A 19,373-nucleotide genomic window follows, 5' to 3' on the forward strand; every position below is an offset into this window, starting at 1 on the left:
GTCCCCCTCTTCATGAGGCTCACGAAGCTTCAAGAGGACAGGTACATGTACAAGCTTTTCTTCCGTCTGGTGTTCACCCGGATGGACCCGGAGCGGGCCCACCACCTCGCCTTCCGCTGGATCCGCCTCGCGGCACGCGTCCCCGTGCTGCGCACCTTCGTCGCGGCCGCCCTCGCGCCCCGCTACAAGGAGCTGCGCACCGAGGCCTTCGGGCTGCGGATGCACGGCCCCTTCGGGCTCGCCGCGGGGTTCGACAAGAACGCTGTCGCCGTCGACGGGATGTCGATGCTCGGCTTCGACCACGTCGAGATCGGCACGGTCACCGGTGAGGCGCAGCCCGGCAACCCGGCAAAGCGGCTGTTCCGGCTGGTGCCGGACCGGGCGCTGATCAACCGCATGGGCTTCAACAACGACGGCTCGCTGGCCGTGGCGGCCCGCCTGGCGACCCGCGAGCCGGTCTTCCGGACCGTCGTGGGCGTCAACATCGGCAAGACCAAGGTCGTCCCGGAGGCGGAGGCCGTCGGCGACTACGTGAAGTCGGCCGAGCGCCTGGCGCCGTACGCCGACTACCTGGTCGTCAACGTCTCCTCGCCCAACACGCCGGGCCTGCGCAACCTGCAGGCGGTGGACCATCTGCGCCCGCTGCTGACGGCCGTCCGCGAGGCCGCCGACCGCGTGGTGGCGAACCGGCGCGTCCCGCTGCTGGTGAAGATCGCTCCGGACCTCGCCGACGAGGACGTCGACGCCGTCGCCGACCTGGCGGTGGAACTGGGCCTGGACGGCATCATCGCCACCAACACCACCATTGCGCGCGAGGGACTCGGTCTGATTTCCGGGCCCTCGCTCGTGAAGGAGACCGGCGGTCTCTCCGGTGCGCCCCTGAAGGCGCGCTCGCTGGAGGTCCTGCGCCGCCTGTACGCGCGCGTGGGCGACCGGATCACCCTGGTGGGCGTGGGCGGCATCGAGACCGCCGAGGACGCCTGGCAGCGGATCCTGGCCGGTGCCACGCTGGTCCAGGGGTACAGCGCCTTCGTCTACGAGGGCCCGTTCTGGTCCCGCGCGATCCACAAGGGCCTCGCCGCGCGCCTGCGCACCAGCCCGTACGCCACCCTCGCCGACGCCGTCGGCGCCGACGTGAGGAAGCCTGCATGAGCCCGATGGAGCCCTTCGGCGCCCGCCTGCGCCGAGCCATGGACGAGCGCGGCCCGCTGTGCGTCGGCATCGACCCGCACGCCTCCCTGCTCGCCGAGTGGGGCCTGAACGACGACGTGGCCGGTCTCGAGCGGTTCAGCCGCACGGTCGTGGAGGCGGTGGCCGACCGGGTCGCCGTGATGAAGCCGCAGAGCGCTTTCTTCGAGCGCTTCGGCTCCCGTGGCGTGGCCGTACTGGAGAAGGTCGTCCAGGAGGCGCGCGCGGCCGGGACCCTGGTCGTGATGGACGCCAAGCGCGGCGACATCGGCTCGACCATGGCCGGATACGCCGAGGCCTACCTGCACAAGGACGCCCCGCTGTTCTCCGACGCCCTCACCGTCTCGCCCTACCTCGGCTACGGCTCGCTGAGCCCGGCCGTCGCGCTGGCCCGGGAGAGCGGCGCCGGGCTGTTCGTGCTGGCGCTGACCTCCAACCCGGAGGGCCCCGAGGTGCAGCACGCGGTCCGTGCCGACGGCCGCAGCGTCGCCGCGACCGTGCTGGCCCACCTCGCCGCCGAGAACGCGGGAGAGGAGCCCCTGGGGTCCTTCGGGGCGGTCGTGGGCGCCACGGTGGGCGACCTCTCGGCGTACGACCTCGCCGTCAACGGCCCCCTCCTCGCCCCGGGCGTCGGCGCACAGGGTGCGACGGCGGCCGACCTGCCGGCGGTGTTCGGCAGGGCGGTGCGCAACGTGGTTCCGAACGTCAGCCGGGGTGTCCTGCGCCACGGGCCCGACGCCGGGGCGCTGCGCGCGGCCACGGAACGCTTCGCACAGGAGATCGGGGACGCCGTCGCGGGCGGCTGAGAACTGCGCCGGACGCCGCCGGCGAGCGGCACCGGGCCGACTTGAGTGTGAATACATCCTCAAATCGAGGGCATTATGTCTGAAATGTCCGGCCTGACGGCGGCTGACCAGTACTTTTCCGCTGTTCTCGCTGACTCTGGCGGACTTGCCCGCTAGTCTCCGAGCAGAGTGACGGGCAAGCGTGTTGCTCGTAGCTCCCCAGGTGTGGGGCGACTAGGTTCCTCACCGGTCCGTATCCGACAGTTCGACATCCGAGGTGACGTAGGCGTGGCTCTTCCGCCCCTTACCCCTGAACAGCGCGCAGCCGCGCTCGAAAAGGCCGCCGCGGCTCGCCGGGAGCGGGCCGAGGTCAAGAATCGACTCAAGCACTCCGGCGCCTCCCTGCACGAGGTCATCAAGCAGGGCCAGGAGAACGACGTCATCGGCAAGATGAAGGTCTCCGCACTGCTCGAGTCGCTGCCCGGCGTGGGCAAGGTCCGCGCCAAGCAGATCATGGAGCGTCTGGGCATCTCCGAGAGCCGCCGCGTGCGCGGTCTCGGGTCCAACCAGATCGCTTCCCTGGAGCGTGAGTTCGGCAGCACCGGCTCCTGAGTCCGGCTGCCGCCGGACCGGGAGTCCCGGGCACTCCGGGATTGCTGGAATAATCGCTGCATGGCTGTAACCCTCCGGGGGACGACCCCCGAACCCCCGGACGTACGTCCGCGGCTGACCGTGCTCTCCGGCCCCTCCGGGGTCGGCAAGAGCACGGTCGTCGCCCATATGCGCAAGGAACACCCCGAGGTCTGGCTCTCCGTCTCGGCGACCACCCGCAAGCCCCGCCCCGGCGAGGAGCACGGAGTCCACTACTTCTTCGTCACCGACGAGGAGATGGACAAGCTGATCGCCAACGGTGAGCTGCTGGAGTGGGCCGAGTTCGCCGGCAACCGCTACGGCACGCCCCGCGCGGCCGTCGTGGAGCGACTGGAGAACGGCGAGCCCGTCCTGCTGGAGATCGACCTCCAGGGTGCCCGGCAGGTCCGTGAGTCCATGTCCGACGCCCAGCTGGTGTTCTTGGCTCCGCCCTCCTGGGAGGAGCTGGTGCGCAGGCTCACGGGCCGGGGGACCGAGCCGCCCGAGGTCATCGAGCGCCGCCTGGAGGCGGCCAGGACCGAGCTGGCGGCCGAGCCGGAGTTCGATACGACCCTGGTCAACACCTCCGTCGAGGACGTGGCCCGCGAGCTGCTAGCCTTGATGGACGTTGTGTGATCGTGACCGTGTTCATGAGGGTCACGATGATCGATTCTTTTCCACCCATCGGAAGGTAGAGCGTGTCCTCTTCCATCACCGCGCCCGAGGGCATCATCAACCCGCCGATCGACGAGCTCCTCGAGGCCACCGACTCGAAGTACAGCCTCGTGATCTACGCGGCCAAGCGTGCCCGCCAGATCAACGCGTACTACTCGCAGCTCGGCGAGGGCCTCCTCGAGTACGTCGGTCCGCTGGTGGACACCCACGTGCACGAGAAGCCGCTCTCGATCGCCCTGCGCGAGATCAACGCGGGTCTGCTGACCTCCGAGGCCATCGAGGGCCCGGCGTAGTAGTACGTTCAGATCGCAGGTGCTTTTGTCCACAGGCCCGGCAGCCGGCTGCCGGGCCTGTGGTGTGTGATGGACTCGTAGGCAGCCGAGCCGGGAGAGATGGCGGGACATGGTGGACAAGCCGAGGGTCGTTCTGGGCGTCAGCGGCGGCATCGCCGCGTACAAGGCCTGTGAGCTGCTGAGAAGGCTCACGGAGTCGGGCCACGACGTGCGCGTGGTGCCCACCGCCTCCGCACTGCACTTCGTAGGCGCCGCCACCTGGTCCGCCCTGTCCGGCAACCCCGTCGCCACCGAGGTCTGGGACGACGTCCACGAGGTCCCGCACGTCCGCATCGGCCAGCACGCCGACCTGGTCGTGGTGGCCCCCGCGACCGCCGACACGCTCGCCAGGGCCGCTCACGGCCTCGCCGACGACCTGCTCACCAACACGCTGCTCACCGCCCGCTGCCCGGTCGTCTTCGCGCCCGCCATGCACACCGAGATGTGGGAGCACCCGGCCACCCAGGAGAACGTGGCCACGCTGCGCCGCCGCGGCGCCGTCGTCCTCGAGCCCGCCGTCGGCCGCCTCACCGGCGTCGACACCGGCAAGGGCCGGCTGCCCGACCCGGTGGAGATCTTCGAGGTCTGCCGCCGGGTGCTGGCCCGGGGCGTCACCGAGCCCGACCTCGCGGGGCGCCACGTCGTCGTCTCGGCCGGCGGCACCCGTGAGCCCCTCGACCCCGTCCGCTTCCTCGGCAACCGCTCCTCCGGCAAACAGGGCTACGCCCTCGCCCGTACGGCCGCGGCACGCGGCGCCCGGGTCACGCTGATCGCGGCCAACAGCGCGCTGCCCGACCCGGCCGGCGTCGACGTCGTCCCGGTGGGTACCGCCGTCCAGCTGCGCGAGGCGGTGCTGAAGGCCGCGGCGGACGCCGATGCGGTGGTCATGGCCGCCGCCGTCGCCGACTTCCGCCCGGCGGCCTACGCGGCCGGGAAGATCAAGAAGAAGGACGACCAGGAACCCGAGCCGATCGTCCTGGTGCGGAATCCGGACATCCTCGCGGAGATCTCGGCCGACCGCGCCCGCCCCGGACAGGTCGTCGTCGGCTTCGCCGCCGAGACCGACGACGTCCTCGCCAACGGCCGCGCCAAGCTCGCCCGCAAGGGCTGCGACCTCCTCGTCGTCAATGAGGTGGGGGAGCGCAAGACCTTCGGCTCGGAGGAGAACGAGGCCGTGGTTCTGGGCGCCGACGGCACCGAGACCCCCGTTCCGCACGGACCGAAGGAGGCCCTCGCCCAGACCGTCTGGGACCTGGTCGCCACCCGCCTGAGCTGACCCGCCGGGCGCCCCGGGGGCACCCCGACACGCCGTCCGGGAGCACCCGCGCTGGGCCGTCCGGGCAGCATGATTTCGGCCGTTCGGCGTCTTTCGCGGCCACGACAATGTGGCGTGGCGGCCCTGGCCAAGCCCGCGCGGCATTGTGCAGAATGCCCGTGCCGCAGGTCACAGCGCTCCCGAGAGGCGAGACAGGTGGGCCGGCGGCGATGCGCGACCGATAAACTGTTCACGGACTACGCCGGGCGCAGCCCCCGCGCGCGGTCCGCCCATGATCAGCCAGCAGCCGCTGCAACCCCAGGGAGCGTTGTGTCCCGTCGCCTGTTCACCTCGGAGTCCGTGACCGAGGGTCACCCCGACAAGATCGCTGACCAGATCAGCGACACCATTCTCGACGCGCTTCTGCGCGAGGACCCGACCTCCCGGGTCGCCGTGGAGACGCTGATCACCACCGGCCTGGTGCACGTGGCCGGCGAGGTCACGACCAAGGCCTACGCGGACATCGCCACGCTGGTCCGCAGCAAGATCCTCGAGATCGGCTACGACTCCTCCAAGAAGGGCTTCGACGGCGCCTCCTGCGGCGTGTCCGTCTCCATCGGCGCGCAGTCCCCGGACATCGCGCAGGGCGTCGACACGGCGTACGAGACCCGGGTCGAGGGCGACGAGGACGAGCTGGACCGGCAGGGCGCCGGCGACCAGGGCCTGATGTTCGGCTACGCCTCCGACGAGACGCCGACCCTCATGCCGCTGCCGATCTTCCTGGCGCACCGCCTGTCCAAGCGGCTCTCCGAGGTCCGCAAGAACGGCACCATCCCCTACCTGCGCCCCGACGGCAAGACGCAGGTCACCATCGAGTACGACGGCGACAAGGCCGTCCGCCTCGACACCGTGGTCGTCTCCTCCCAGCACGCCTCCGACATCGACCTGGAGTCGCTGCTCGCGCCCGACATCCGCGAGTTCGTCGTCGAGCCCGAGCTGAAGGCGCTGCTGGACGACGGCATCAAGCTGGACACCGAGGGCTACCGCCTGCTGGTCAACCCGACCGGCCGCTTCGAGATCGGCGGCCCGATGGGCGACGCCGGCCTGACCGGCCGCAAGATCATCATCGACACCTACGGCGGCTTCGCCCGCCACGGCGGCGGTGCCTTCTCCGGCAAGGACCCGTCCAAGGTGGACCGCTCGGCCGCCTACGCGATGCGCTGGGTCGCCAAGAACGTCGTGGCGGCGGGCCTGGCCTCCCGCTGCGAGGTCCAGGTCGCCTACGCCATCGGCAAGGCCGAGCCGGTCGGCCTCTTCGTCGAGACCTTCGGGACGGCCAAGGTCGAGACCGAGAAGATCGAGAAGGCGATCGACGAGGTCTTCGACCTCCGCCCGGCCGCCATCATCCGCGACCTCGACCTGCTCCGCCCGATCTACGCCCAGACGGCGGCCTACGGCCACTTCGGCCGCGAGCTGCCCGACTTCACCTGGGAGCGCACCGACCGCGTGGACGCGCTGCGCAAGGCCGCGGGGCTGTAGGCCCCCGGCCCGGTTCCTCACCGAGGCCCGGTCTCCCTTCGGGGAGGCCGGGCCTCGGCGTTGATCCGGGCGACGGGTGGCTGCGGATCCTGCCGGTTCCGGCGACGGGGCCGGCGCGGGCCGAGCGGCCGAAGGCGACCGGCGCCGGCCGTCCGGCTCGACTGTCCGTGCCGTTTGGTAAGAATGCAAGCGTGAGCAGCGAGAACGAGCCGGGGGGCGGCGGGGCCGAAGGGGCGCCGCCGGAGCAGCTCGCGCTCATCCGTGAGAGCGTGCGCGGGGCCAAGGTGCCCCGGGCCAAGCCGCGCACCTGGCGGGGAGCCGCGCTCGCCAAGGAGCGGCCGGTCGCGCGGGTGCTGGTCGACAAGGGCGTCCTGCATCTCGATCGGTACTTCGACTACGCCGTGCCCGAGGAGCTGGACGCCGACGCACAGCCCGGCGTCCGGGTCCGGGTGCGGTTCGGGGCCGGGCGTGGCCGGGTGCGCGAGGGGCGCCGCGAGGGCGGCGGTCTCATCGACGGGTTCCTCATCGAGCGGCTCGCCGACTCGGACTACTCCGGACCACTGGCCGCCCTCGCCCAGGTCGTGTCCCCCGAGCCCGTGCTGAGCGAGGAGCTGCTGGGGCTCGCCCGGGCCGTCGCCGACCGGTACGCGGGCAGCCTCGCCGACGTGCTGCAGCTGGCCGTGCCGCCCCGGAACGCGCGGGCCGAGCAGCGGCCCTCGCCCCCGCCGCTGCCCCCGCCCGCCGCGCCCGACACCGGCTCCTGGACGCGGTACGAGCACGGGGCCGCGTTCCTGGAGTCGCTGGCCGCCGGCCGGGCTCCCCGGGCCGTGTGGAACGCCCTGCCGGGGCCGCTGTGGAGCGAGGAGCTGGCCCGGGCCGTCGCCGCGACGCTCGCCTCGCGGCGGGGTGCGCTCGTCGTCGTCCCCGACGGCCGGGCCGCCGCGCGCGTCGACGCCGCGCTCACCGCGCTGCTCGGCGAGGGCCGGCATGTGCTGCTCACCGCCGACGCCGGGCCCGAGAAGCGGTACGCGCAGTGGCTCGCGGTGCGGCGCGGGTCCGTGCGCGCCGTCGTCGGGACCCGCGCGGCCATGTTCGCGCCCGTGCGGGACCTGGGGCTCGTCGCCCTCTGGGACGACGGGGACGACAGCCACAGCGAGCAGCACGCCCCGCAGCCGCACGCACGCGATGTGCTGCTGCTGCGCGCCGCCCAGGACAAATGCGCCTACCTGCTGGGCGGTTGGAGCTGCACCGTGGAGGCCGCACAGCTCGTGGAGAGTGGCTGGGCGCGGCCCCTGGTCGCCGGGCGGGAGCAGGTACGGCGGGCCGCGCCGCTGGTGCGGACGGTCGGGGACGGCGACCTCGCGCGCGACGAGGCGGCCCGCGCCGCCCGGCTGCCCACCCTCGCCTGGCAGGTGGCCCGCGAGGGCCTGCGGCACGGGCCGGTGCTGGTCCAGGTGCCCCGGCGGGGGTACGTGCCGCGCATGGCCTGTGCCCAGTGCCGGGTGCCGGCCCGCTGCCGGCACTGTTCGGGGCCGCTCGAGGCCCAGGACGCCGGTGCGCTGCGGTGCGGCTGGTGCGGGCGCGAGGAGGGGGCCTGGCACTGCCCGGAGTGCGGCGGCTTCCGACTGCGCGCCCAGGTCGTGGGCGCCCGCCGGACGGCCGAGGAACTGGGGCGTGCCTTCCCCGCCGTGCCGGTGCGCACCTCGGGGCGTGAGCATGTGCTGGACACGGTGCCGGGGACGCCGGCGCTGGTGGTGAGCACCCCGGGCGCCGAACCGGTCGCGGAGGGCGGCTATGCGGCCGCTCTGCTGCTGGACGGCTGGGCCATGCTGGGGCGGCCCGACCTGCGGGCCGGTGAGGACGCGCTGCGCCGGTGGATCGCGGCCGGTGCCCTCGTGCGGCCGCAGGGCGAGCAGGGGACCGTGGTCGTCGTCGCGGAGCCGACCCTGCGGCCCGTGCAGGCGCTGGTGCGCTGGGATCCGGTGGGGCACGCGGTGCGGGAGCTGGCGGAGCGCGCCGAGCTGGGGTTCCCGCCCGTGTCCCGGATGGCGGCGGTGTCGGGGCCGGCCGAGGCGGTCGCCGACTTCCTGCGGGCCGTCGAACTTCCCTCGGACGCCGAGGTGTTGGGTCCGGTCCCGGTGCCGCCCACACTCCCCGGCCGCCCACGCAGACCCGGTGCCCCACCGCCGGGCGAGCACTGGGAGCGGGCCCTGGTACGGGTACCGCCGGGCAGCGGGTCCGCACTGGCCACCGCCCTGAAGACCGCTCAGGCGGCACGCATGGCCCGGGGCGGCGGGGACCCGGTGCGGGTGCGGATCGACCCGCCGGACATCGGCTGACGGAGCGCCGGGCGGCCGCCGGGCACCGGCTGGCCGGGAGGGGTGAGGGGCCGCTGCGCGTACGCTCCCGGGCATCAACGACCGTGGCAGGGCCGGCGGAATCGCCGCTGCCCGCACGGCCCCGCGGAGCCTCGGCGCGCGGCCGCCCTCCCGGTGAGGTTCGGGAGGGCGGGGGAGGCCGGGTCAGCCGTTGCGGGGGCCGGGGAATGCCGTCGGGCGGGCGTCGTCGCGCAGCGTGGGGCTGCCCGCGGTCGGCTGCGTCGGCATGGAGCGGGCCGCCGGTACGGTCGGAACCGCGGGCAGCGCGGTGCTCACGTTCAGCGTGCGGGTGCCCGACGGCTCCGTCGCCCGGTCCGCCTCGGCGGCCGCCTGGGCCGCGGCGCGGCGCGCGCCGTAACGGCGGTGCACCGCCTGCTTGGTGACCCCGAGCGCCGAGCCCACCGCGTCCCAGGAGAAGCCGAGCGAGCGGTCGAAGTCCACGGCGGCCGTCACCAGGGTCTCGACACTGTCCCGGAGTTCCTGGGCGAGGCGCACCGTCGGGGCGGGGGCGCGCCCGTAGACGACGAAGCCCGTGGACGGGCCCGAGCGGCGCGGGCGGTAGACGTTGCCCAACTGGGCGGTGAGCGTGCGCAGCGCGTCCACCTGCCGGCGGACCCGCTCGATGTCCCGCACCAGCAAGTGCAGGCTGGCCCGGGCCTGGGCGTCGTGGGTTGCGTGGTCGGCCATGAACAAGCCTCTCGAACCGGCGTTGAAAGGAATTGGGCCGCGAAGGGGGCCCGATGGGGTCAACTCTCCTTTGACCAACGCGTGTGCGCTCCGCTGGTCACGGGGTGGGGGCGTACGGGCATATGCGTACGCCGCCCGGCGCTGCGCACACCTCGCCCTGCCGGCCGCGCACCGACAGCGTGCAGTGGGAAGCCGGCCGGCCCCAGCGGGCGTTCGCCGTCGGCGGCTGTCGGCCCGGGGCCATAGACTGGTGCGCTGCCCGTCCGACCCCGACCGAGAGGCCCGATCCCGCCCATGAAGCTCGTCTTCGCCGGTACCCCCGAGGTCGCCGTTCCCGCTCTGGACGCCCTTCTCGCCTCCGGGCGGCACGAGGTGGCCGCCGTCGTCACGCGGCCCGACGCGCCGGCCGGGCGGGGGCGCAGGCTGGTCGCGTCGCCGGTGGCCGAGCGGGCGGAGGAGGCCGGGATCGAGGTGCTCAAGCCCCTCAAGCCGCGCGATGCGGAGTTTCTGGAGCGGCTCACGGAGATCGCCCCGGACTGCTGCCCGGTCGTCGCCTACGGCGCCCTGCTGCCCAGGGCCGCCCTGGACATCCCCCGGCACGGCTGGGTCAACCTGCACTTCTCGCTGCTGCCCGCCTGGCGCGGCGCCGCACCCGTGCAGCACGCTCTCATGGCCGGCGACGAGATCACCGGGGCGTCGACCTTCCTCATCGAGGAGGGCCTCGACTCCGGGCCCGTCTACGGCACCGTGACCGAGGAGATCCGCCCCACCGACACCAGCGGCGACCTGCTCACCCGGCTCGCCTTCGCCGGGGCCGGGCTGCTCGCCGCGACCATGGACGGCATCGAGGACGGCACCCTCAAGGCCGTACCGCAGCCGGCCGAGGGCATCACCCTCGCGCCGAAGATCACCGTCGAGGACGCCCAGGTCGACTGGGCGGCGCCCGCGCTGCGGGTCGACCGGGTGGTGCGCGGCTGCACCCCGGCGCCCGGCGCCTGGACCGTCTTCCGCGGGGAGCGGCTGAAGCTCATCCAGACCACGCCCGTGCCCGAGCGCACCGACCTCGCCCCGGGCCGGCTCGCCGTGGCCAAGAACAGCGTGCACGTGGGCACCGGGTCGTACGCCGTCGAGCTGGTGTGGGTGCAGGCGCAGGGCAAGAAGCCGATGCGCGCGGCGGACTGGGCGCGCGGCGTGCGCATCGGCGAGGGCGAGAGGCTGGGCGGCTAGGACGGGCCCCGGACCCGGGAGGCCGAGCCGGCGTGGGGCCGACGTAGGCTGAGAAGCGCATCCCTTCTTCCCATCCGGAGCACCTTTTTCGTGAGCGAGCAGTCCCGGCGGCCGCGCCGGCCCGCCAAGCCCTACCGCCGTCCCCAGAAGGACCCCGTCCGCATCCTCGCCTTCGAGGCGCTGCGCGCGGTGGACGAGCGGGACGCGTACGCCAACCTCGTGCTGCCGCCGCTGCTGCGCAAGGCGCGGGAGAAGGACGGCTTCGAGCCGCGGGACGCCGCCCTGGCCACCGAGCTGGTGTACGGCACGCTGCGCCGGCAGGGGACGTACGACGCCGTCATCGCGGCCTGCACCGACCGCCCGCTGCGGGAGGTCGACCCGCCGGTGCTGGACGTGCTGAGCCTCGGCGTGCACCAGTTGCTCGGGACGCGGATCCCGACCCACGCGGCCGTGTCCTCCTCCGTCGAGCTGGCGCGGGTCGTGCTCGGCGACGGGCGGGCCAAGTTCGTCAACGCCGTGCTGCGCAAGGTGGCGCAGGACGACCTCGACGGGTGGCTGGAGAAGGTCGCCCCGCCCTACGACGAGGACCCCGAGGACCATCTCGCCGTCGTGCACTCCCACCCCCGCTGGGTCGTCTCCGCGCTGTGGGACTCCCTCGGCGGCGGGCGGACCGGCATCGAGGAGCTGTTGAGGGCCGACAACGAGCGGCCCGAGGTGACCCTCGTGGCGCGGCCGGGCCGGGCCGGCACGCAGGAGCTGCTGCGTGAGGAGGCGGCCGTGCCGGGGCGCTGGTCGCCGTACGCGGTGCGGCTCGCGGAGGGCGGAGAGCCGGGGGCCGTCGAGGCCGTGCGCGAGGGGCGCGCCGGGGTGCAGGACGAGGGCAGTCAGCTGGTCGCCCTCGCGCTGGCGGCCGCTCCCCTCGACGGGCCCGACGAGACGTGGCTCGACGCGTGCGCCGGCCCCGGCGGCAAGGCCGCGCTGCTGGCCGCCCTCGCCGCCGAGCGCGGTGCCGCTCTGCTCGCCTCCGAGAAGCAGCCGCACCGGGCGGGGCTGGTGGCCAAGGCGCTGCACGGCAACCCGGGGCCGTACCAGGTCGTCGCCGCCGACGGCACCCGGCCGCCGTGGCGGCCCGGCACCTTCGACCGGGTCCTGGTGGACGTTCCGTGCACCGGCCTCGGCGCCCTGCGCCGCCGCCCCGAGGCCCGCTGGCGCCGCCGCCCGGAGGACCTGGAGAACTTCGCGCCGCTCCAGCGCGCCCTGCTGCGCACCGCCCTCGACTCGGTCCGCGTCGGCGGGGTCGTCGGCTACGCCACCTGCTCCCCGCATCTCGCCGAGACCCGGGCGGTCGTCTCCGACGTCCTCAAGCAGCACCCGGACACGGAACTGATCGACGCCCGCCCGCTGCTGCCCGGCGTGCCCGCGCTCGGGGAGGGCCCGGACGTACAGCTCTGGCCCCACCTGCACGGCACGGACGCGATGTACCTGGCGCTGATCCGCAGAACGGGCTGAGCGCCGCGGGGCCGTGCCGATGCGCGGCTCCCGCGGACCCGCGGACAAAACACAACGCGGCGGACCGCCGTTACGGCCGAGCGCGGCGGCATGGCAGGCTTGGGTCATGGCCGTGCAGATCAACCCCAGCATCCTGTCCGCCGACTTCGCCCGCCTGGCGGACGAGGCCCGGGCGGTCGAGGGAGCCGACTGGCTCCACGTCGACGTGATGGACAACCATTTCGTCCCCAACCTCACGCTCGGCGTGCCGGTCGTGGAGTCCCTGGCCCGTGCCACGGGCACCCCGCTGGACTGCCATCTGATGATCGAGGACCCCGACCGCTGGGCGCCGCAGTACGTGGAGGCGGGGGCCTCGTCCGTCACCTTCCACGTGGAGGCCGCCGCCGCTCCCGTGCGGCTCGCCCGGGAGATCCGCGCCAAGGGCGCCCGCGCCTCCATGGCGCTGAAGCCCGCGACGCCGATCGAGCCGTACGAGGACCTGCTGCCGGAACTCGACATGCTGCTGATCATGACGGTCGAGCCGGGCTTCGGCGGCCAGGCCTTCCTCGACATCATGCTTCCGAAGATCCGCCGCACCCGGCAGCTCATCGACAAGCACGGCCTCCAGCTGTGGCTGCAGATCGACGGCGGTGTCTCGGCCTCCACCATCGAACGGTGCGCGGAGGCCGGGGCGGACGTGTTCGTGGCCGGGTCGGCCGTGTACGGCGCGAAGGACCCGGCCGAGGCGGTGCGTGCCCTGCGCACCCAGGCGGAGGCGGCCACCGCCCGGGCGTCCTGGGCATGCGACCACTGAGCCACGGCAACGTGAACGGTTGAGAGAACGGCGCCCATCAGGGCGATCAGCAACGCCGGATCTGCAAGGATGAACGGCGAATCCAGAGTGTGAACAGCAGTGAGGAGATCGCCGTGTCGGGTATGTCGGCGGGCCGGTCAGCAGTGCGGATGGGACCCGCTGAGCTGGTGCAGGCGGCGGCCATGGCCCGCCGCTTCTACCTCGAGGGCAAGTCCAAGATCCAGATCGCGGAGGAGTTCGGCGTCAGCCGCTTCAAGGTGGCCCGGGTCCTGGAGACCGCTCTCGAACGGGACCTCGTACGCATCGAGATCCGCGTCCCGGCCGAGCTGGACGCCGAGCGCTCCGACGCGCTCCGCGCCCGCTACGGCCTCAGGCACGCCGTCGTGGTCGAGTCCCCGGCGGAGGCCGAGGAGACCCCCGACCCCGAGAACCTGGGCGAGGTCGCCGCCGACCTGCTCGGCGAGCTCGTCAACGAGGGGGATGTGCTCGGGCTGGCCTGGGGCCGGTCCACCATCCACATGGCGGCGGCGCTCGACCGGCTGCCGCCCTGCACGGTGGTGCAGCTGACCGGCGTGTACGACGCCGGCACCTCCGAGCGCGGATCGGTCGAGGCCGTGCGCCGCGCCGCCCAGGTGTCGGGCGGTGACGCCCACCCCATCTACGCGCCGATGCTGCTGCCGGACGCGGCCACCGCCGCCGCGCTGCGTCATCAGACCGGGATCGCCCGGGCCTTCGAGTACTTCGACAAGGTCACGGTCGCCTGCGTCTCCATCGGCTCTTGGGAGCCGGGCATCTCCACCGTGCACGACATGCTCAGCGACGAGGAGCGCGCGCACTACGCCTCGCTCGGTGTCGCCGCCGAGATGGCCGCCCACCTCTTCGACGCCGAGGGCCGCCGGATCGGGCGCGACCTGGGGGAGCGGTGCATCACGGTCAAGGCCGACCAGCTGCGCCGTATCCCGGAGGTCGTGGCGATCGCCGGCGGACAGCGCAAGGCGGCCGCGATCGACGCCGTGCTCCGCTCCGGGCTGGTGACCAGCCTGGTCACGGACACCTCTGCCGCCGACTACCTGATGACGGCAGGCCCGACGCCGAAGTCCGCGCTCGGCCGGACGGACCCGGACGGGCACTGAACGCGTGTGACGCGGGGGCGGCCGTGGCAGCATCGTCGGCATGCTGCTGAGGTTCGTCCCCCGCGCGCTGGCGGGACTGCTGGTCTGTTTCGCCGTCCTGCTGACCGGATGCTCCTCCCCTCCGGGCGCCGCGGCCACCGCCCCGGCCGTGTCCACGCCCGCCTGGGCGCACGGCATGGACACCGTGCCGGAGTCCCGGCTCCCGGCCGAGGCCCGGCAGACCCTCGCCCTGATCGACCGGGGCGGCCCCTTCCCGTACGCCCGTGACGGCATCGTCTTCGGGAACCTCGAGGGCCACCTGCCGAAGCACCCGCGCGGCTACTACCACGAGTACACCGTGCGGACACCCGGCTCGCACGACCGCGGGGCGCGGCGCATCGTCACCGGTCGGGGCGGGGAGTTCTACTACACCGACGATCATTACAACTCCTTCCGGGCGGTGCTGAGATGAGTGAGGACCTGACGGGCCGCTTCGTGGTCGCGCTCGACCTCGACGGCGTCACGGACAAGGCCGGCCTGATGGACCGCGCCGCCCGCGCCCTGGGGCTCCCCGACTGGTTCGGCCGCAACTGGGACGCGCTCGCCGACTCCCTGTCGGACCTCTCCGTCTGGCCCGAGGAGGCCGAGGGCCGGGGGCTGCTGCTCGTCGTACGGGGCTGGCAGGCGTACGCGAAGGCCCGGCCCGAGGAGTGGGCGACCGCCCGGGAGGTGTTCGAGCACGCGATGGGCGTGATGCCGGCGCTCACCGTCTCCCTCGCCCTTGGAGGATCCTCCTAGGGCGCGGAGGGGGGCCTGGAGGTTCTGTGGGGGCATGGCGGCGGGACCGCCATGGGACAATGAAGTACGTGCTCTTTCCCCCTGGCGCACCCGTCAGGGGGTCACCTCTGATCGACTGGGATGTGCAGCACGTGCGTTTCCTCAATGACATCCAGCCCGCGTACGACCTGACGTACGACGACGTGTTCATGGTGCCGAGCCGCTCCGCGGTGGGCTCGCGTCAGGGCGTGGACCTCGCCTCGCCGGACGGCTCGGGCACCACCATCCCGCTGGTCGTCGCCAACATGACCGCGATCGCCGGCCGCCGCATGGCCGAGACGGTGGCCCGGCGCGGCGGCCTGGTGGTCATCCCGCAGGACATCCCGATCGACGTGGTCACCGACGTCGTCTCCTGGGTGAAGAGCCGCCACCTGGTGCTGGACACCCCGATCGTGCTGGCCCCGCACCAGACCGTCGCCGACGCGCTCGCCCTGCTGCCCAAGCGGGCGCACAACGCGGGCGTGGTCGTCGACGACGGCCACCGGCCCGTCGGTGTGGTCACCGACGCCGACCTCAGCGGCGTCGACCGCTTCACCCAGCTCGAAGTGGTCATGTCCAAGGACCTGCTGCTGCTGGACGCCGACATCGACCCGCGCGAGGCCTTCAACACCCTCGACGCGCACAACCGCCGCTACGCCCCCGCCGTCGACAAGGACGGCAGGCTGGCCGGCATCCTCACCCGCAAGGGCGCCCTGCGCGCCACGCTGTACACCCCGGCCGTCGACGCCCGGGGCCGGCTGCGCATCGCCGCCGCCGTCGGCATCAACGGCGACGTGGCCGGCAAGGCCAAGCAGCTGCTCGACGCGGGCGTCGACACGCTCGTCATCGACACCGCGCACGGCCACCAGGAGTCGATGATCAACGCGATCAGGACGGTGCGCGCCCTCGACCCGCAGGTCCCCGTGGCCGCGGGCAACATCGTCTCCGCCGAGGGCGTCAAGGACCTGATCGACGCCGGCGCGGACATCATCAAGGTCGGCGTCGGCCCCGGCGCCATGTGCACCACCCGCATGATGACCGGCGTGGGCCGGCCCCAGTTCTCCGCCGTCCTGGAGTGCGCCGCCGAGGCGCGCAAGTACGGCAAGCACGTCTGGGCGGACGGCGGCATCCGGCACCCGCGCGACGTGGCGATGGCTCTCGCGGCCGGCGCCTCCAACGTGATGGTCGGCTCCTGGTTCGCCGGCACCTACGAGTCCCCGGGCGACCTCCAGCAGGACGCGAACGGCCGCCCGTACAAGGAGTCCTTCGGCATGGCCTCCGCGCGTGCCGTGGCCAACCGCACCTCGGAGGAGTCGGCCTACGACCGGGCCCGCAAGGCGCTGTTCGAGGAGGGCATCTCCACCTCCCGCATGTTCCTCGACCCGGCCCGCCCGGGCGTCGAGGACCTGATCGACTCGATCATCGCGGGCGTGCGCTCCTCCTGCACCTACGCCGGCGCCGGTTCGCTGGAGGAGTTCGCCGAGAAGGCGATCGTCGGCATCCAGAGCGCGGCCGGGTACGCCGAGGGCAAGCCGCTGCACGCCAGCTGGAGCTGAGCGCGGCGCTCGCCGGCCTGCAATGAATGGGCGCCCCGGGCGGCCGGAACGCAATGATCTTGCGTGGATGTGCAAGGTTGCTGCATTACGCCCGTAAAGGCCGCCCCCGTAAGGTGCTGCGCTGTACGTGGTGTGGCGGGGACCCCGCTCGGCGGGTTCCTGCCCTCGCGGGCGTCCGCCGGTTCCCCCACCCTGACCGGCAGCGAAAAGGAGCCAGCGCGTGCTCGACCAAGGCGCACCCCCGCAGAACCAGCGAGCGGCCGCCCCGGCGTCCTCGGGCGTCGGTGCGCGCCTCATGCGGCGCAAGCCCGTGGAACGGCTGGTCGCGGAGGGCGGCCAGGGGGAGGGAGGGGCGCTCAGGCGATCGCTCGGCCTGTGGCAGCTCACCATGATCAGCATCGGTGCCACCTTGGGAACCGGCATCTTCGTCGTCCTCGGCGAGGCCGTTCCCAAGGCCGGTCCGGCCGTCACCCTCTCCTTCGTGATCGCCGGGCTCACCGCGCTGTTCTCGGCCCTCTCCTACGCCGAGCTGGCGGGGACCATCCCGGTCTCCGGCTCGTCGTACTCGTACGCATACGCAACGATGGGCGAGCTGATCGCCTGGGTCTGCGGCTGGTGTCTGCTCCTGGAGTACGGCGTGTCGGTGGCCGCCGTGGCCGTCGGCTGGGGCGAGTACCTCAACGAGCTGCTGTCCGGCACGATCGGCGTCACCATCCCGGACGCCCTGGCCAACCCGCCGGGCGTCGACGGGGGCGTCTTCAACCTGCCGGCCCTGATCGTCGTGCTCCTGGCGATGGTGTTCCTGCTCGGCGGTGCCAAGGAGTCCGCGCGGGCCAACACCGTCATGGTGTGCGTCAAGATCGCGGCGCTGGTGCTGTTCTGCGCCATCGGCTTCATGGGCTTCAGGTCCGGCAACTACGCCCCCTTCATGCCGCTCGGCATGACGGGTGTCAGCGCGGCCGGCGCCACGCTGTTCTTCTCCTACATCGGCTTCGACGCCGCCTCCACCGCCGGCGAGGAGGCGAAGAACGCGCAGCGGGACCTGCCGCGCGCGATCATGCTGTCCCTCGTCATCGTCACCGCCCTGTACGTGCTGGTCGCGGCCGTCGCCGTCGGCGCCCGGCCGTGGCGGAAATTCAGCGGCTCCGAGGCGGCGCTCGCCCGGATCATGAAGGACGTCACCGGGCAGAGCTTCTGGGGCACCCTGCTGGCCTTCTGCGCGGTCATCGCCATCGCGAGCGTCGTCCTGACCGTGCTCTACGGCCAGACGCGCATTCTCTTCGCCATGTCCCGCGACGGCCTGGTGCCCAAGGCCTTCGCCAAGGTCCACCCGAAGACCGGGGCCCCGCGCACCAACACGGTGATCGTCTCGCTGTTCTGCGGTGTCCTCGCCGCCGCGATCCCGCTGGGCCGGCTGGCCGACGCCACGAGCATCGGCACGCTGTTCGCCTTCGCGCTGGTCAATGTCGCCGTGGTGGTGCTGCGCCGGACCCGGCCGGAGATGAACCGCACCTTCCGCGTGCCGCTGTCGCCGGTGCTGCCCGCGCTGGGCTTCCTCTTCTGCGTATGGATGATGGGCAGCCTGTCCGCCGTCACCTGGGTCGTGTTCGGTGTCTGGATGGCCGTCGGGCTCGTGTTCTACTTCGTGTACGGCTACCGCCGTTCCCGCCTCGCCGGCGCCGACGACGCCGCGGTGGCGGCGGAGAAGTGACCGACCCGGAGAAATGAACCACCCCCCGTGCTGAACGATCTCGACGAACGTATCGTCCACGCCCTCGCCGAGGACGCACGCCGCTCCTACGCCGACATCGGGCAGATGGTCGGCCTGTCCGCGCCCGCCGTGAAGCGGCGCGTGGACCGCCTGCGGGCCACCGGGGCCATCACCGGGTTCACCGTCCGGGTGGACCCGGCGGCGCTCGGCTGGGAGACCGAGGGGTTCGTGGAAATCTACTGCCGGCGCAACACCTCTCCGGAGACCATCCAGCGGGGGCTGGAGCGCTACCAGGAGGTGGTGGCCGCGTCCACCGTGACCGGCGACGCGGACGCGATCGTCCAGGTCTTCGCCTCCGACATGCGCCACTTCGAACGGGTCCTCGAGCGCATCGCCGGGGAGCCGTTCGTGGAGCGCACCAAGTCGGTGCTGGTGCTGTCGCCGCTGCTGCGCCGCTTCTCGTCGGGGGCTCCGGGATAGGCCCTCACGCGGCCCGGCGGCCGACCGTCGTCAGCAGCCGGCGCATCACGGACGCGTGGGCGCCGCTGCCGATCACCAGCATCCGGTACAGCGCTCCGGCCGGACCGGGAAAGACGGCCCGGGTCTCCGCGCTCACGCGTGTGCGGCCCGGGCCGCAGGGCTCCAGGCGGAAGGTCAGCGCGTACCTCGACAGCCGGTGGCCGCCGGTGAGCCCCAGCTCCCGGCCGGGCCGGGCCGCGGACACCCGGAAGCCGCGCACCGTCGAGCCCACCCTCAGGGGGCGCGGCCCGGACGCCGTGCGGTCGGCGCAGCCGATCACGCGGGCGTAGCCGTCCTTGAGGGTGGCCCCGGCAGATCCGTCCAGCACTTCGCCGATCGCCCGCCAGACGGCGTCCGGGTCGGCCGCGACGACGGTCGTGTGCGTGTCCACGTACGGCAGCGGGTCGGTCCGGACCTGTGCCTGTCCCATCTGCGTGCCCCGTTCGCTCGACTCGGCCCCGGCCTTCCCCGCGCCAGGGCTCGGTTCACTCTCCCACCGGCTCGCGGCGGCCGGACCTCCGCCCCCGCGTGGCGGTCGGCACGTTTGCCCCGCCGCTCCTCGCGCTCCCTGCCTCGCCCCTGGCCCCAGCCTCGGGCGCGTCGCCGCGGTGACCCCGGGTTACCGCAGGTCACCATTGCGGTCCGGGTGCCGATCCCGTAG

The 19,373-nt window shown here is 73.2% G+C and carries 19 protein-coding genes; 17 read left to right on the plus strand and 2 right to left on the minus strand.

All coding sequences use genetic code 11. The features are described 5' to 3' along the window. Window positions 1-45: 45 nt before the first annotated feature. From ACZ404_RS04090 to ACZ404_RS04125, 8 genes are all read left to right on the plus strand, one after another. Window positions 46-1,152 carry a quinone-dependent dihydroorotate dehydrogenase gene (locus ACZ404_RS04090; RefSeq protein WP_468435696.1) on the plus strand — a complete coding sequence of 369 codons (1,107 nt, stop codon included), beginning with the start codon at window positions 46-48 and terminating at the stop codon, window positions 1,150-1,152. Further along, window positions 1,149-1,994, plus strand: a complete 846-nt coding sequence (gene pyrF / locus ACZ404_RS04095; protein WP_468435697.1) for an orotidine-5'-phosphate decarboxylase — start codon at window positions 1,149-1,151, stop codon at window positions 1,992-1,994. Before ACZ404_RS04090 ends, pyrF begins: the two co-directional genes overlap by 4 nt. 267 nt (window positions 1,995-2,261) lie before the next feature. After that, window positions 2,262-2,585, plus strand: coding sequence for an integration host factor (locus ACZ404_RS04100; RefSeq protein ID WP_003977346.1), 324 nt, complete (start codon window positions 2,262-2,264; stop codon window positions 2,583-2,585). 60 nt (window positions 2,586-2,645) lie between these two features. Next, window positions 2,646-3,239, plus strand: coding sequence for a guanylate kinase (gene gmk / locus ACZ404_RS04105; RefSeq protein WP_468435698.1), 594 nt, complete (start codon window positions 2,646-2,648; stop codon window positions 3,237-3,239). Between the two features lie 62 nt (window positions 3,240-3,301). Further along, the gene (gene rpoZ / locus ACZ404_RS04110; protein WP_023842852.1) at window positions 3,302-3,571 is read left to right on the plus strand and encodes a DNA-directed RNA polymerase subunit omega; all 270 of its coding nucleotides are present in this window, start codon (window positions 3,302-3,304) and stop codon (window positions 3,569-3,571) included. Window positions 3,572-3,683: 112 nt separating this feature from the next. Continuing rightward, window positions 3,684-4,886, plus strand: a complete 1,203-nt coding sequence (coaBC, locus tag ACZ404_RS04115; protein ID WP_468435858.1) for a bifunctional phosphopantothenoylcysteine decarboxylase/phosphopantothenate--cysteine ligase CoaBC — start codon at window positions 3,684-3,686, stop codon at window positions 4,884-4,886. 309 nt (window positions 4,887-5,195) lie between these two features. Continuing rightward, window positions 5,196-6,404: a methionine adenosyltransferase gene (gene metK / locus ACZ404_RS04120; protein WP_468435699.1), complete on the plus strand. Its 1,209-nt coding sequence runs from the start codon at window positions 5,196-5,198 to the stop codon at window positions 6,402-6,404. Window positions 6,405-6,595: 191 nt separating this feature from the next. Continuing rightward, entirely contained in the window at window positions 6,596-8,743 is a 2,148-nt protein-coding gene (locus tag ACZ404_RS04125; RefSeq protein ID WP_468435700.1) for a primosomal protein N', read from the plus strand. A gap of 183 nt (window positions 8,744-8,926) precedes the next feature. Here the strand turns inward: ACZ404_RS04125 and ACZ404_RS04130 are convergent, their stop codons facing one another. Next, window positions 8,927-9,469 (minus strand): hypothetical protein, encoded by a 543-nt coding sequence (locus ACZ404_RS04130; protein ID WP_468435701.1) that lies wholly within the window; start codon window positions 9,467-9,469, stop codon window positions 8,927-8,929. Between the two features lie 294 nt (window positions 9,470-9,763). On the opposite strand from ACZ404_RS04130, the gene fmt reads away from it, so the two are divergent. The 9 genes from fmt (at window position 9,764) to ACZ404_RS04175 (ending at window position 18,673) form a co-directional block, all read left to right on the plus strand. Beyond that, the gene (fmt, locus tag ACZ404_RS04135) at window positions 9,764-10,696 is read left to right on the plus strand and encodes a methionyl-tRNA formyltransferase (protein ID WP_468435702.1); all 933 of its coding nucleotides are present in this window, start codon (window positions 9,764-9,766) and stop codon (window positions 10,694-10,696) included. A gap of 90 nt (window positions 10,697-10,786) precedes the next feature. Continuing rightward, window positions 10,787-12,205 (plus strand): RsmB/NOP family class I SAM-dependent RNA methyltransferase, encoded by a 1,419-nt coding sequence (locus tag ACZ404_RS04140; protein ID WP_468435703.1) that lies wholly within the window; start codon window positions 10,787-10,789, stop codon window positions 12,203-12,205. Between the two features lie 106 nt (window positions 12,206-12,311). Then, window positions 12,312-12,998: a ribulose-phosphate 3-epimerase gene (rpe, locus tag ACZ404_RS04145; RefSeq protein ID WP_468435704.1), complete on the plus strand. Its 687-nt coding sequence runs from the start codon at window positions 12,312-12,314 to the stop codon at window positions 12,996-12,998. An 89-nt stretch (window positions 12,999-13,087) separates the two neighbouring features. Continuing rightward, window positions 13,088-14,131, plus strand: coding sequence for a sugar-binding transcriptional regulator (locus ACZ404_RS04150; protein WP_468435705.1), 1,044 nt, complete (start codon window positions 13,088-13,090; stop codon window positions 14,129-14,131). Window positions 14,132-14,171: 40 nt separating this feature from the next. Then, on the plus strand, window positions 14,172-14,582 hold the full coding sequence (locus ACZ404_RS04155) for a guanyl-specific ribonuclease (protein WP_468435706.1): 411 nt from the start codon (window positions 14,172-14,174) through the stop codon (window positions 14,580-14,582). Then, window positions 14,579-14,908, plus strand: coding sequence for a barstar family protein (locus ACZ404_RS04160; protein WP_468435707.1), 330 nt, complete (start codon window positions 14,579-14,581; stop codon window positions 14,906-14,908). Before ACZ404_RS04155 ends, ACZ404_RS04160 begins: the two co-directional genes overlap by 4 nt. 131 nt (window positions 14,909-15,039) lie before the next feature. After that, window positions 15,040-16,482 carry a GuaB1 family IMP dehydrogenase-related protein gene (locus tag ACZ404_RS04165; RefSeq protein WP_468435708.1) on the plus strand — a complete coding sequence of 481 codons (1,443 nt, stop codon included), beginning with the start codon at window positions 15,040-15,042 and terminating at the stop codon, window positions 16,480-16,482. Window positions 16,483-16,702: 220 nt separating this feature from the next. Further along, entirely contained in the window at window positions 16,703-18,193 is a 1,491-nt protein-coding gene (locus ACZ404_RS04170) for an amino acid permease (RefSeq protein WP_468435709.1), read from the plus strand. Window positions 18,194-18,220: 27 nt separating this feature from the next. After that, window positions 18,221-18,673, plus strand: a complete 453-nt coding sequence (locus tag ACZ404_RS04175) for an Lrp/AsnC family transcriptional regulator (RefSeq protein WP_468435710.1) — start codon at window positions 18,221-18,223, stop codon at window positions 18,671-18,673. 4 nt (window positions 18,674-18,677) lie between these two features. Here ACZ404_RS04175 and ACZ404_RS04180 read toward each other — a convergent pair whose 3' ends face one another. Then, window positions 18,678-19,142, minus strand: coding sequence for an SRPBCC family protein (locus ACZ404_RS04180; protein ID WP_468435711.1), 465 nt, complete (start codon window positions 19,140-19,142; stop codon window positions 18,678-18,680). Between the last annotated feature and the right edge of the window lie 231 nt (window positions 19,143-19,373).

Source organism: Streptomyces sp. NPDC030798 (assembly GCF_055572275.1).

Coding starts and splice junctions, on each gene's coding strand:
- gmk (WP_468435698.1), top strand. CDS start 2,646: ATGGCTGTAACCCTCCGGGGGACGACCCCCGAACCCCCGGACGTACGT.
- pyrF (WP_468435697.1), top strand. CDS start 1,149: ATGAGCCCGATGGAGCCCTTCGGCGCCCGCCTGCGCCGAGCCATGGAC.
- ACZ404_RS04090 (WP_468435696.1), top strand. CDS start 46: ATGTACAAGCTTTTCTTCCGTCTGGTGTTCACCCGGATGGACCCGGAG.
- rpe (WP_468435704.1), top strand. CDS start 12,312: ATGGCCGTGCAGATCAACCCCAGCATCCTGTCCGCCGACTTCGCCCGC.
- fmt (WP_468435702.1), top strand. CDS start 9,764: ATGAAGCTCGTCTTCGCCGGTACCCCCGAGGTCGCCGTTCCCGCTCTG.
- ACZ404_RS04155 (WP_468435706.1), top strand. CDS start 14,172: ATGCTGCTGAGGTTCGTCCCCCGCGCGCTGGCGGGACTGCTGGTCTGT.
- ACZ404_RS04160 (WP_468435707.1), top strand. CDS start 14,579: ATGAGTGAGGACCTGACGGGCCGCTTCGTGGTCGCGCTCGACCTCGAC.
- ACZ404_RS04180 (WP_468435711.1), bottom strand. CDS start 19,142: ATGGGACAGGCACAGGTCCGGACCGACCCGCTGCCGTACGTGGACACG.
- ACZ404_RS04130 (WP_468435701.1), bottom strand. CDS start 9,469: ATGGCCGACCACGCAACCCACGACGCCCAGGCCCGGGCCAGCCTGCAC.